This window comes from Alkalicoccus urumqiensis, assembly GCF_002993335.1.
GTDB lineage: Bacteria > Bacillota > Bacilli > Bacillales > Salisediminibacteriaceae > Alkalicoccus > Alkalicoccus urumqiensis.
In genome coordinates this window covers 25564-38762 of the sequence record NZ_PVNS01000003.1, presented here as the reverse complement: position 1 = coordinate 38762, position 13199 = coordinate 25564, and the positions used below count along the sequence as shown (strand labels likewise).

Here is a 13199-nt window from a genome sequence, read left to right as displayed (position 1 = left end):
TCTACCGGTACTCCTCCCCGCGTTCTGCGGCGTACAGCGCTCCGTGCTGTCCTTTTTCAAGCCGGCTCCGCAGATAGTCGGCGAGCGGCTTGTCGGTACAGTAGACGTAGCAGCCTTTCTGCCCGCGGGTCATGAGCGTGCGGTACGTGTTTTTAATGATGCGCTCCGAAAGCGCGGCGGCCTGCTCCGGATCTTCCTTCTGAATTTTTTTGATGCCGCGGAGCGACTGGTCGGACTTCGCTCGTTTGCCGGGATCGGTGATAAGACGGCCGTTTTCCATGCGCAGGTCGTCCCCGATGATGACGCCGGTGTAGTCAAATTCCAGGCCCTGGCTCGTATGGATGCAGCCGGCCTCGTGGACAGACGTCTCGTCGATCGCCCACGTCTCGGTGTTGTCCAAGTTCCAGCTGATGGCGAAATCGTGCTCCGGCAGCACGATGTCCGGGTACTCGGAGGACGTGCGGTGCTTTTTCGGCCACTCCCAGCAGTAGCCGGCGAGAAGGCGTGCTTTGTTGCGGACGTTTTTCGCCTTGATTTCGGCGAGCAGATCGTGCGGGTCGGAAAACACGCGGAAATCGTAGTCCATGCCCATATCGTGCGCGTTTGCCGTTTCGCGGATGCCGAGCACGTCATCGAGCCAGGCGATGTAGCCGTCGGAACCGTCGCAGCGGAACTGGGAGTGAAGCGTGCCGCTCGTTATCTCCGCCCCGGCTGCTTCCGCAAACCGGCGGATCTCCGCGGTGCTTCCTTTGTCCTTGAGCGTCACGCGCTGCGCTTCATCGATAAAAAACATCGAGAACTTTGCAGCGTGGATGATCTCCTTCGTCTGGTTTTCCCCGAGATGCTGAAACATGCCCGACTTTTCGTTCAGCCGGTGGGCTTCATCAACGAGAAGCGCATCCAGCTCATTTTCACCGGCCTCCGTGTAGCTGCCGGATCCTTTGAACAGGTTATCGATACGCGTTTTCTTCACGTCTCCCTTCAGCTTCGCCGCATACACGCTCCGCGGCGCCGCGTTTTTTGTCACGTACTGGCACGTAAGCTCTCTGCTGGTGAGGGCTGCGAGCAGGTTGACGGCGAGGACCGACTTGCCGGTGCCGGGCCCGCCTTCAATGATCATCACCTGCTTCGTGCCGGTGGCGGCCGCCTTTTCGGCAAGCTCCCGCGCCGTTTCGAAAACGACCTTCTGCTCGTCGATCATCACGAACTCCTCGTTCCCCCGCAGCATGCTGTTCAGCGCGTCCTGGAGCGATTTGGACGGACGGATCCGCCCCTGCTCGATCCGATAGAGAATGTCCCCCCGGTCGCCGGTATGGATCCAGCGCTTTAAAAACCGGCGCAGCTTATCGACGTCCCCTTTCCCGAACACCGGCGCAAGCGCCGTGTAGTCGGCATACACCGGATCAGTAAGCGGATCGTCTGCCTGCTCCCGGTAATTGTGCAGGTAGGCGCACGGCACGAGGTGAATGTTTTCCTCCTGGACGTGCTGGTTAAAGTCCTCAATCAGCGCCGCATACGACCACGCCTGATACGACGGGTGCGTCACTTCGCGGAGCGTGCCGCCGAGCGCTGTTCGGACCACCGCCTCCTTGCCCTCCACCTTCTCCAGTGCCGACCACTGCTTCAGCTCGATCACGACGACCTGCTCCCGGTCCTCCGCGTAGCCCGAAAGCAAAAAATCGACACGTTTCGACGTCTGCGGAATGCTGTATTCAATCGCCACGCCGGCATCCTCCGGAATGGCCTCATCCAGCAGCACACGGTACATGTGCAGCATCGAATGATCCCACGAACGGATCTCCGCCTCCCCCGTTGTGCGGCCGAGCCGCTCCTGGAACCGCTCCAGAATATGCATCACCAGCACGTCCTGATCGACGTGCTGCAGAAACTCCTTCTTGCTTGCCTCGTACACAATCATCGTCCTCACCCTCCACTCTCCTGTCTTATTTCTCGGAGACTCCCTCCAATTCCTTTCGGAAAACGACGTTTTCTACAGGTGCTTCCACCCGCCTTTCCCTGTATCATGGAAGAAAAGCAGAGAAATGGAGGGAAAGATGATGGGGTCCACGCAGAAGAAGCTGCCGCTTTACGTGCAGATTAAAAACAAACTTATCACCGTCATTCAGGAGGGCGGCTGGCAGCCCGGGGAGGCCATTCCATCGGAGAGCCGGCTGATGGAGCAGTACAACGTGAGCCGGACGACCGTGCGCCAGGCGATCCGGGAGCTGGTTCACAACGGCATTCTGGAAACCGGGCGCGGGACACCGGCCCGGGTTAAAAAGCGCCCGGAGGAAGGAAGTCCGAGTCCCGGAGTCGTTCATCATGAAATCGGCACCGCGTTTGACGTTTCTGTGATCCGGAGCGGTGAGAGCAGGCTGCATCCAGCAGCGAAACAGGCGCTCGGGCTTGCCGATGGAGACGTCGTTTTTTTCATGGATCGTCTCCGGCTGGCGGATGGGCTGCCGATCGGCATGCAGCAGTCGTTTTTTCCGGCGGCGGTTGGTGAGGTGGTCGCTCCGGAGGCGGGGACGGCGTTTGATTATTTTGCGGTTCTCGGCCGGCGCGGGATTTACCATACGAGTATTCAGGAGCAGGTGTCGGCGTGCAATGCGACGCTGTATGAGGCGGACCTTCTCGGGATTTCTCCGGGGGAGGCGCTGGTGACGATTGAGCGGACGACGCTCGGGCTGGACCGGATGCCGCTGGAGTACAGCTTGATGAAGTATACGCCGGCGGGGTTCCGTTATTCGCTGGAAATCGATGCGTTTTCGCCGGATGACTTATTGTAATAGGTTTTAACTTGTTGTAACATGTAGGCAGTATCGTACGAGGAGGCCTGCAATGAGTAAGTTAACGAGTATCCGCCATGCAAAGACGCAGATTGATCTGGTGCGGCTCCGGAAGTACCGGCTTGACCGTGTGCGCGGGCAGCTGAAGCGGCTCGGGTACGGCGGGATTGTGATTTTTGATCCGGTGAACCTGCGCTATGCGGTCGGCAGCCGGAATATGCAGGTGTTTATGCTGCGCAATCCGGCCCGGTATGTGTTTATTCCGACGGAGGGGCCGGTGACGCTGTTTGATTTCCCGAACTGTGAACACCTGTCGGACGGGATTGAAACGATCGATGAGGTGCGGCCGGCTGTGACGCTGTCCTACGTGGCATCCGGGGAGAACCTGCACGACAATGCCCGCACGTGGGCCCGCGAAATTGCGGACTTATTCCGTACGCATGCCGGTCCCGATGAGAAGCTTGCGATCGATTACGTTCCGTCAGCCGGAGCGCTCGCGCTGGCGTCGGAGGGCATCGACATCGTGGACGGCCAGGAGCCGGTCGAGCATGCCCGCAGCATTAAGAGTGAGGAAGAGATTCAGGCGATGGCGATTTCTGTCCGGACGGCGGAGGAAGGCATGATCCGCATGCAGCAGGCGCTGGAGCCCGGCATGACGGAAAACGAACTGTGGGCGCACCTGCATCAGGTGAATATATCGCAGGGCGGGGATTACATTGAAACGAGGCTGTTAAGCTCCGGCAGCCGGACGAACCCGTGGTTTCAGGAATGCAGCGACAAAGTCATCCAGGACGGAGAGCTGGTGGCGTTTGATACGGATATGAACGGTCCGTTTGGATATTTCACGGATATCAGCCGGACGTTTTACTGCGGAAGCGGCCGGCCGACGGATGAGCAGAAGCGGCTGTACCAGACGGCGTACGAGCAGATTCAGGAAAACATTGCGCTCTTAAAGCCGGGCATGTCCTTCCGCGAGTATGCGGAGAAGAGCTGGAGGATCCCGGAGGAATTTTTCCCGAACCGGTATTTTACCGTAGCGCACGGCACCGGCCTCAGCGGCGAGTACCCGTACATCGTCTACCCGCAGGATTTTGAGGAAAAAGGCTACGACGGGATCATCAAGCCCAATATGGTGCTCTCGGTGGAGAGCTACATCGGCTCCCCCGGCGGAAAAGAAGGCGTGAAGCTGGAAGAGCAGCTGCTCGTCACCAAAGACGGTGTCGAAAACTTTTCCGATTTTCCTTTTGAAGAAAAGCTGCTTCGTTCGTAAATAGAAAATTGTCTTTAGGTGCCCGGATCATTTCAGATCCTGGCACCTTTTCGGACCGGGAGAAAAACGACGTTTTCTGCGCCGTGACGGGATATGTCACACTTTGTTCAATATTTCACAATCATTTCTGTGCACCACGTGCTATAGTAAAAGTAGAAGCAGGGATGCCCTCTTTCATCACGCAGCGGCGGCGTTCAGTCGGGCTTTTATTCTAACGAAAGAAGGTGCGGGCCATGAAAGCGGTGGTTGTCAGTTCCGGGAGTAGAGCAAACATTGATGTGGTGGAAAAGGAGCTCCGCCCGCTGGAGGCGGGAGAAGCACTGGTGGACATGGAGTACTGCGGCGTATGCCATACCGATCTTCACGTCGCGGCAGGGGATTTCGGCAAGGTGGACGGGCGGGTGCTCGGTCATGAAGGCATCGGCATCGTGTCAGAGACAGCGCCTGATGTCACGAGCGTGAAAAAAGGCGACCGGGTCAGTATCGCCTGGCTGCACGAAGCGTGCGGCAGATGCGAATACTGTACGACCGGACGGGAAACGTTCTGCCGCAGTGTGAAAAACTCCGGCTACAGCGTGGACGGCGGCATGGCCGAGCAGTGTATCGTCCAGGCCGATTTCGCCGTGAAAGTACCGGAGGGGCTCGACCCGGCGCAGGCGAGCAGCATTACGTGTGCGGGCATTACAACGTACAAAGCGATCAAAGTCGCCGGCGTGCAGCCCGGAGAATGGATTGTTATTTACGGCTGCGGCGGTCTCGGAAACCTCGCCGTGCAGTACGCCAAGCACGTGTTTAACGCCAAAGTGGCCGCGGTGGACCTGAACGATGAGAAGCTGGCGCTCGCCAAAGAATCCGGCGCCGACATGATCATCAATCCGGAAACAGACGGCGGCGCGCATCACCTTCTGCAGGAGCAGGTCGGCGGTGCGCATGCAGCGGTTGTAACCGCAGTGTCGAAAGCGGCGTTTAACTCCGCCGTAGATGCTGTCCGCGCCTGCGGCAAAGTCATCGCCGTCGGCCTGCCGTCGGAAACGATGGATTTAAGCATTCCGCGTCTCGTCCTCGACGGCATTGAAGTCATCGGCTCCCTCGTCGGCACGCGGCGCGACCTCGAAGAAGCCTTCGCGTTCGGCGCCGACGGAAAAGTCGTTCCCGTCGTGCAGATGCGCCCGCTCGATGAGGTGCAGGACGTCTTCGAAGAAATGGCACAGGGCAAGATTCAGGGACGCATGGTGCTGTCCTTTCAGTAAGAGAAAACGCAGCCTCCGGAGTACCAACGGGGGCTGCGTTTTTTTGTTCTAGGAAGACGCTGGCCCTTCTTTCACCGCATGAAATACGATGAAATCGGCGCAGCGGAGATCTTCCTGAAAAGCGGGGTATTTCTCGAGCATCGCCGGGGACGGCTTAGGCTCCTCGACGGCTTTCAGCGTAAAGCCTGCGCGGAGAAGCGTCATGATGTAGGTCGTCAGTGTCCGGTGAAACAGAAGCATGTTTTCCTCCGTGCCGAAAGGCTGCTCGTACACGCCTTCTTCAAAGTAGCGGTCCGTTTTCCAGTAGAGCTTTTCTCCGGCGTCGTTTTTCACCCAGCCCCCGCCCGGAGAAATGAAGCACGGATGCAGAATGGAGAACACAAAGGCCCCGCCGTTTTTCAGCACACGGTGGACAGCCCCAAAGGCCTCTTCTATGTCTCCGAGGTCCTGCATCACCATGTTCGAGATGACCGCATCAAACGTTCTGCTGTTTAAAGAAGCGAGCGTCTCCGCGTTTTCCTGTATGTAGTGAATGGGCGCTGCCGGATCCGTCCGTTCTCCGGCGATCGCAAGCATCCGGGACGACGCATCGGCCGCTGTGACGACGGCTCCTGCTGCAGCGAGCTGCCGGCTGAAATATCCTTCTCCGCAGCCTGCGTCCAGAATATCTTTCCCGTCTGCATCACCGAGAAAGCGGTGAAGGACGGGATTGAGGAGGACTTCTTTGTGAAGATCCCCCTCTTCGTGATGGGCCGCTGCGTATGCCTCCGCAAAGGTGTTCCATCTGCGGATGGATTCATTGGTATCGTCGTTTTTCATCGCTTTACCACCTTTCTCCAGAGAAGCGTTCCTTATCCATTCAGGCCGAGTTGTTTTTTACTTCGCGCTCCAGCCTGGCCACCTGCCGCTCCAGTGTCTCCACCCGGTCCTCGAGCCCGTCCACCACGGTGATACCGATGGCGAAAACGAGCGCAATAACCGCAGGGAACACTCCGGGGAACTGCAGTGCCCAGCCCAGGAAGTACAGTATCACGATACTGACCAGCAGACACATAGCGTAAACTTTCAAAAACTTGCGCATGGCTTTCCTCCATTTTTGCGCCCCTTGACCTTTACGATCATCGCGCTTCTAAAGTGTTCTTCGTTTTCATTCTTCTTTAGTCTATCATGGCGGTATCCAATCAGGGGAAACATACGGCTGGTGCCGGATGATCGGTTTCTATTCTTCGCCCTCCAGGTTCTTCACCTTCTGCTCCAGCGCTTCAAGCCGGGATTCCTGTTCGAAAAAAGCCGTCACTCCGGCGGCCAGCACGAGTGCAATAACGGCGACGAACATCCAGAAGTTCTGCAGGATGGCCCCAAAGAACACCACGATAATAGCGCAGGTGATGAGACATATCAGGTAGATTTCCAAAAAATTTCTCATCAAATCCCTCCAGATCAGTATTCACCTGCCACAATTTTACCATATATCTGCCAAATGCGGTGATTGAATGAAATCCTGCACTGCTTTAACATTCGCAGCAGGCTGGCCTGCAGTGTCCGAGTCTCACTTCAGAGGGCTGGAGTCTCATAACGGCAGGGGCCATTCCCATAACTCCGCCTTCCATTCCTATAACTTAGGTACCCGTTCCCACACGGGGCGGAAAGTCCAACTTTATCAACAACTATTCCAACTTCTCCACGCATTTTTCCCACTACGCACCGGAAAAGTCCAACTTCTCCATCCACCGGCAGCCAAGCCCCGCTGCCCCCTCTGCCCGGACCGTTTTCTATTCCAGCCATACCGTGCACAAGGGCGGGCGGCGAAAACAGTCTCGGCCTAGCGCGTGCGCATGATCCATCATGGTAAACCATAAAAAAACGCTCCCGCGGTCACTGCTGCGGGAGCGTTTTTTCTTTTCCTGCGTTACTGCGCCTGCCGTTCGTCGGGAACGGCCTGGGCTGCCGGGTCTTCGGGCGTCCGCCCGGCGAGCTTGTCCATGAGGACGGCGATGGCGCCGTCACCGGTTACGTTCGCGCCGGTGCCGAAGCTGTCCTGCGCAAAGTAGAGGGCGATCATCATGCCCATCGCAGCCTCCGAGAAGCCGAGCATGGAGGTCAGTACACCGAGGGCGGCGAAGATCGCGCCGCCGGGAACACCGGGTGCTGCCACCATGATGATGCCGAGCGCCAGAATGACCGGCAGCATCGTGAAGAAGCCGGGTACGGTGTAGCCGTCAAGCACGGCCATGACGGCGACCGCACAGCTGACAATCGTGATAACACTGCCGGACAAATGGATCGTTGCGCTGAGCGGCACGCTGAAGTTCGCCACGGCATCGTTCACGCGGTTCTTTTTTGTCTGGCGGAGCGTCACCGGAATCGTCGCTGCAGAACTCATCGTACCGAGTGCGGTCACGTAGGCCGGCAGCATCGTTTTAATCAATGCGAATGGGTTCTGCCCCGTTGCCAGTCCGGCGATCGTGTACTGAATCGTGAGCCATACCCAGTGGGTCAACACCGCGACAGCGAGCACCACGCCGAACACCTGCAGCGTCTGCAGCACGGTGCCTTCTGCGGCCATATCGACGAACACGCCGGCGATGTAAAACGGAAGCACCGGAATGACGGCCGTGTAAATGACCCTCTCGATAACCGTCCGTCCTTCATCGAATACACGCTTTAAGCCGTCGAGCTTCAGTGCCGCAATGGCGATCCCGAAAATAAACGCCAGCACGAGCGCGGTTAAAATATCCATGAGCGGCGCCAGTTCGAAGCTGAAAAACGCTTCCGGCGCTGTTCCTTCCTCCGGTGCGCTGCGTCCGTCTGCCACAAACGGCATGACAGCCACTGCAACGAAGAAGGCGAGAACACCCGCTGTAATCGTGGAGACGTACGCGGTGCCGACCGTCGCCCCGACGAGCTTCGAGGATCCTTTGCCGATACTTGCGATCCCGGAGCCGATAAAAAAGAGAATGATGAGCGGAATGACGAAGTTAATCCACTCTCCAAAGATGCTGGTAAACGTCACCAGCGAACGGATCAGCCAGTCCACCCCGGACAGGCCGATACCAATACCTGCTGCAATCCCGATCAGCAGCTTGATAATCAGCTTCATATTGTCTCTCTCCCCTGTATTGTCCTCATGTAAAGGACAAATGTTTTTCCTGTGTGTCTCTATCCTGCCAAGAAGGGGAGGAGATTGCAATAGAATGGAAAATAGTCGAAATGTTCCGTTATATAAGCGCTCACAGCGGGGTTTTCGTATTAAATTGAGAACAGCACGCTCCGCTGTGGAACGTGCTGGGTGTTTCACGTGAAACATATTCGTTATCAGCCGGACTGCTTGGCACTTAACAGTGTAACCGTGGCAAGGATGAGGACGAGACCGAGAATCTGCATCAGACCAAGTGAGTCCCCCATGAACGCGACGCCGAATACCGAGGCGGTGACCGGCTCCACCATGGCGACGACGGATGCAGTGGTCGCTGTCGTACGGTTCAGCCCGATCATGTACAGAATAAAGGAAAGACCGGCACCGATCACCCCGAGAAGAATAAACCAGACGAAATCACTGGAAGTGGCCGCAGAAAGCGCCTGCCCCCGGTCCATAAAGGCGAACAACACGATGGAAAACGTGAGGAACGCGATCGTCAGCGTCGTCTGCGGCTGTCCGATCACCGAGGCGTTTTTGAAACCGAAAATAAACAGCGCGTAGGATACACCGGCCGCAAGACCGAACGCGGCGCCGATAAGACTGACCGAAAGCTCACCGAAATCATATGCACCGGTCAGGAAGAAAATGCCGACGAGAACGCCGCCGATACATCCCCACTTGAACCAGGTCGAGCGCTCGATCCGCAGAATAAAGGAAACGAGAAGCACGAAGATCGGAGCGGTATACATCAGCGTCGCCGCAACGGCGACACTCGATTCCTCGATACTGAGAAAGTAAAACGAGAAATTCCCCGCCACACCGATACCGGCGAGAATGGACCAGATGTACAGTCCTCTCGAGCGGACGTGCTCTCCGCGGAGCTTCAACAGAAACCAGACGATGAAGAATAAGAGACCGACCGCCCCTCGGTAAAAGGAGATCACCATCGGATCCCAGTCTCTTTCAATTAATATATCTGCAATGCCCCCGCTGATTCCCCAGAACATCGCCGCCAGCATCACCAGGCCAACACCTAAAAACCGCATAAATACCTCCTTTATTGAAACCACTAATGAAGCTTTCTTTTATACTTTTCAGGGCGGCCGCACACCACGGCACATCCCCAATACTAAAAAGTCACCCTTCGCCCTTGTTCATACCCCTTATACGCACACTAAATCCCCTTTTTTTCCCTTTTTTAATTATGTGAAAATGTGTGATGAATTCCCGGAACGAAACAGCCCAATGGCAGGTGATCTGCTCCCCCGCCACAGCGCCGGTTACACAATAACACAAAAAAGCCGCCCTCTAGGAAAGGACGGCCTGCCTTCGTTATTCGTTGACGACCATGATGTGCTGACTGTTATAGAGACTGACGAGATCCTGCTGCACCGCATCTGTAATGAGATACGTCAACGAGCTCGACGGCGTCACAATGTGACTGGAAAAAGTGTTCAATTTATCCGACGTGACCATACCCAGAACTTCGTTGGAAATCGACGCCATTTTCCGCTTGATGGCCGCCTCCCCAAGACTCGGCACGCTGATGCCGATCTGCGGATCAATTTTATGGATACCCATCACATAGAGGTCTGCACGTATGTTATTCAGCGCTTCTGCCGTTTCCACACCGAGGTTTACCATCGATTCTTTAAACAGCGCACCGCCAATCATGATGACCTCGACATCCTGATGATTCGACAGCCCCATCGCAATCGGCGGACTGTTAGTTATCACCGTCGCTTTCAATGACAGCGGCAGCTGATTGACGAAATGCAGGTTCGTCGTTCCCCCATCGATTAGGAGCACCATATCATCTTCGACAAATTCGACTGCTTTTTTCGCCAGCTCCATTTTCACTTCATTCATGACTTCTTTGCGCGTAAAAAAGTCTTCTACCGGCGGACCGATCCGCAGCGCTCCGCTGTGCACCCGCCGCACCAGGCCGTTCTTATCCAGTTCCTTCAAATCTCTTCGTATCGTGTCCTCGGAGACAGACAGCCGCCGGCTCAAGTCTCTGGCGATTACTTTCTGTTCCTCATTTAATATATCGAGTATTTTCTTCTGGCGCTCTTGTTTCAGCACGGCTGATTCACCCTCATTCTGCTTCATTTTCTTGCCTTCATCTTACCATATTCAAGAAAAAACATGCAAAAACAGACGTCTGATGTGCATAAACGGGCATAAAAGTGCAAATTAAGTGTTTACATCTGCATGTTTACCGATTATAATTTATTCAAACAGGCAAAGGGAGGCACCAACATGCAGAAACATGCAGTTACCATTGCACCGTCCATTATGAGTTCGGATTTATTGAGCCTTGAAAAAAGCGTCCGGGAAATTGAAGCCGCCGGACTAGACACACTTCACATTGACATTATTGATGGCGCTTTCAGCCCGAGCATGCCGCTCGGTATTGATACCGTCAAACAGCTTCGGAAAATTACGTCGATGAATTTCGATGTTCATATTATGGCGAACGACAACGAGTTTTTTATCCAGGAAATGCTCGATATCGGCGTCGAGCAGATCACGTTCCATTTAGAAAGCAGCGTCCACGTGGACCGCTACCTGAACCTGATCAAGCAGAGCGGAGCAAAAGCCGGTGTCGCACTGACGCCGAGCACTCCCCTCTCTTCACTGGAATACATCCTGCCGCAGTGCGACACGGTGCTGCTCATGCTCATCAACCCGGGATTTGCGACCGTGAAAAGCGAGCAGCAGGTCGTATATGCCGCGGAGAAAGTGAAAGACCTGCACGAGTTGATCCAGAAACGCGGTCTTTCCACACAGATTGAAGTCGACGGCCGGGTGTCGCTGGAAACCATCCCGGAACTCGTTGCCGCCGGCGCCGACATGTTAGTCGCAGGAAGCACGAGCCTTTTTCTGAAAGGAAACAGCCTCGGAGAGAATAAAAAGATCATGGAAGCAAAAATTGCAGAAGGCATGCAATCAAAGGAGGGCGTTCGATAATGAACTACACAGAAGCACAGAAAGGGATTACCGAAGAAATTCTTCATACGCTCGGTCACATTGAGAGCGAAAGTGTCGACGATCTGCTCGCAGAGATTAAAAAAGCAGACAAAGTCTTTTTCGTCGGCGTCGGCCGGGTACTTTTGTCCCTGCAGGCCATCGCCAAACGTCTGGCACACCTCGGCATTAAAACGTACGTCGTCGGTCAGATTACAGAACCTGCCATTACAGAAAAGGATCTGCTCATTGTCGGCTCCGGAAGCGGTGAGTCCGCCTTCCCGCTGATCATTGCTCAGAAAGCAAAGAAATATCAGGCGCGCGTAGCCCACATCGGTGCCAATCCGGACTGCTCGATGAAAGAATACTCGGATGTATTTGTCCGCATTCCCGTCAGCACGAAGCTGCAGCTGCCGAACGAAGTTCCTTCCGTCCAGCCTATGACGAGCCTGTTTGAGCAGAGCCTGCTGCTTCTCGGCGATACGCTCGCACTGATGCTGATCCGCGAACAGGACATTGATATGCCGAGCCTGTGGGAATACCACGCCAACCTGGAATAGGATCAAAAGAAACGAACGAGGAGAAAGGGGCGGAACACATGAAGGCACTCCACTTTGGAGCGGGAAACATCGGCCGGGGTTTTATCGGCCTGCTGCTTCACAAAGCCGGCTACAGCGTCTGTTTTGTCGATGTCGACGAGGCGGCGGTTCAACGGCTGAATGACGAACAGGCCTACAAGGTAAAATACCTGGATGATGAAGGCACGACGGAAACCATCTCCACTGTGTCGGCATTAAACAGCCGGACACAGGAAGAAGAAGTGGTCCAAAGCATTGAACAGGCGGATATTATTACGACTTCCGTCGGCGTGCAGAATTTACCGCGCATTGCACCGGTACTGGCAGAAGGGCTTCGCAGGCGGACCGCCGACAGCAGCAAAAAACTGAACGTGATAGCCAACGAAAATGCCGTGTACGCCTCCTCCACGTTAAAAAAGGAGATTGAAAAACAGGTCTCTTCAGAAGAGATGGAAGCGATTCTCGGGCAGACCGGCTTCCCAAACACCGCTGTCGACCGCCTGGCACTGACGTCAGAGGAAGAGTCGACGACAGCGCTTGTGGAACCGTCATTTGAGTGGGTCATTCACACCAAAGATATTGCCGACACCGGACTTCCCCGGATTCCGGATGCCTCTTATGTGGAGGACCTGGACCCGTATATCCAACGGAAGCTCTATATCATCAACATGGGTCATGCCGCCGCTGCCTACTACGGATATCTGCACGGATATACGACGATTCAGGATGCATTAACGCATCCGGATATCCGGCAGTTTGTCTCAGACGTCATGCATGAATCGGCCCGCTACTTTGTGGAGGTTTTTCCCATCGCCGAAGCGGAGCTGGAGAGGTATATTAAAAAGACACTCCAACGATTTGAAAACCCGAACATCAGCGATTCGGTATTCCGCGTCGGCCGCGCTCCTATGCGGAAACTGGGGCCGGACGAACGGATCGTCACTCCGATGACGAAGCTGCACAGTCTGGAGCTTCCTGTTTCCCATCTCATCACCGCAGCCGCTGCAGGATTTCACTTCACCGCAGCAGAGGACGAGGAAGCCGTCCGCATTCAAACGATGATTTCGGAAAACGGCATCCGCCGGACCGTGGAGGACATCACCGGCATTACCGATACCCGGCTGCTCGACCAGCTCGCCAGCCGGTACGAAGAATTGACATTGAGTAAACGCATGAACGGCTACCTGAAGAAAGGATGAATCA

13 protein-coding genes are annotated in these 13199 nt (G+C 55.5%); 6 read left to right on the top strand and 7 right to left on the bottom strand.

Annotation, left to right across the window (positions count from 1 at the left end; translation table 11 throughout):
- Position 1: 1 nt before the first annotated feature.
- A complete protein-coding gene (locus C6I21_RS03515; protein ID WP_105958061.1) occupies positions 2 to 1918 on the bottom strand; it encodes a DUF2075 domain-containing protein in 1917 nt (638 codons plus the stop codon).
- Positions 1919 to 2054: 136 nt separating this feature from the next.
- Between C6I21_RS03515 and C6I21_RS03510 the strand changes: the two genes are divergently transcribed.
- The 3 genes from C6I21_RS03510 to adhP all read left to right on the top strand — a co-directional run bounded on the left by C6I21_RS03510 (position 2055) and on the right by adhP (position 5309).
- On the top strand, positions 2055 to 2789 hold the full coding sequence (locus C6I21_RS03510) for a GntR family transcriptional regulator (RefSeq protein WP_181186067.1): 735 nt from the start codon (positions 2055 to 2057) through the stop codon (positions 2787 to 2789).
- Between the two features lie 52 nt (positions 2790 to 2841).
- The gene (locus C6I21_RS03505; protein ID WP_105958059.1) at positions 2842 to 4059 is read left to right on the top strand and encodes a M24 family metallopeptidase; all 1218 of its coding nucleotides are present in this window, start codon (positions 2842 to 2844) and stop codon (positions 4057 to 4059) included.
- A gap of 233 nt (positions 4060 to 4292) precedes the next feature.
- Positions 4293 to 5309 carry an alcohol dehydrogenase AdhP gene (adhP, locus tag C6I21_RS03500; protein ID WP_105958058.1) on the top strand — a complete coding sequence of 339 codons (1017 nt, stop codon included), beginning with the start codon at positions 4293 to 4295 and terminating at the stop codon, positions 5307 to 5309.
- Between the two features lie 48 nt (positions 5310 to 5357).
- Here the strand turns inward: adhP and C6I21_RS03495 are convergent, their stop codons facing one another.
- From C6I21_RS03495 to C6I21_RS03470, 6 genes are all read right to left on the bottom strand, one after another.
- Positions 5358 to 6128 (bottom strand): class I SAM-dependent methyltransferase, encoded by a 771-nt coding sequence (locus tag C6I21_RS03495; RefSeq protein WP_105958057.1) that lies wholly within the window; start codon positions 6126 to 6128, stop codon positions 5358 to 5360.
- Positions 6129 to 6168: 40 nt separating this feature from the next.
- Positions 6169 to 6390: a hypothetical protein gene (locus C6I21_RS03490; RefSeq protein WP_105958056.1), complete on the bottom strand. Its 222-nt coding sequence runs from the start codon at positions 6388 to 6390 to the stop codon at positions 6169 to 6171.
- A gap of 138 nt (positions 6391 to 6528) precedes the next feature.
- A complete protein-coding gene (locus C6I21_RS03485) occupies positions 6529 to 6735 on the bottom strand; it encodes a hypothetical protein (protein WP_105958055.1) in 207 nt (68 codons plus the stop codon).
- 483 nt (positions 6736 to 7218) lie between these two features.
- Positions 7219 to 8409: a dicarboxylate/amino acid:cation symporter gene (locus C6I21_RS03480; RefSeq protein ID WP_105958054.1), complete on the bottom strand. Its 1191-nt coding sequence runs from the start codon at positions 8407 to 8409 to the stop codon at positions 7219 to 7221.
- Positions 8410 to 8624: 215 nt separating this feature from the next.
- A complete protein-coding gene (locus C6I21_RS03475) occupies positions 8625 to 9494 on the bottom strand; it encodes an EamA family transporter (protein WP_105958053.1) in 870 nt (289 codons plus the stop codon).
- Positions 9495 to 9780: 286 nt separating this feature from the next.
- Positions 9781 to 10560 (bottom strand): DeoR/GlpR family DNA-binding transcription regulator, encoded by a 780-nt coding sequence (locus C6I21_RS03470; protein ID WP_245411526.1) that lies wholly within the window; start codon positions 10558 to 10560, stop codon positions 9781 to 9783.
- Positions 10561 to 10710: 150 nt separating this feature from the next.
- On the opposite strand from C6I21_RS03470, the gene C6I21_RS03465 reads away from it, so the two are divergent.
- Genes C6I21_RS03465 through C6I21_RS03455 form a run of 3 tightly spaced genes read left to right on the top strand, consistent with a single transcriptional unit; the run spans position 10711 to position 13195 of the window.
- A complete protein-coding gene (locus tag C6I21_RS03465) occupies positions 10711 to 11421 on the top strand; it encodes a ribulose-phosphate 3-epimerase (protein WP_105958052.1) in 711 nt (236 codons plus the stop codon).
- Positions 11421 to 11978, top strand: coding sequence for a 6-phospho-3-hexuloisomerase (hxlB, locus tag C6I21_RS03460; protein WP_105958051.1), 558 nt, complete (start codon positions 11421 to 11423; stop codon positions 11976 to 11978). Before C6I21_RS03465 ends, hxlB begins: the two co-directional genes overlap by 1 nt.
- Positions 11979 to 12016: 38 nt before the next feature.
- A complete protein-coding gene (locus tag C6I21_RS03455) occupies positions 12017 to 13195 on the top strand; it encodes a mannitol-1-phosphate 5-dehydrogenase (protein WP_105958050.1) in 1179 nt (392 codons plus the stop codon).
- The last annotated feature ends 4 nt before the right edge of the window (positions 13196 to 13199 follow it).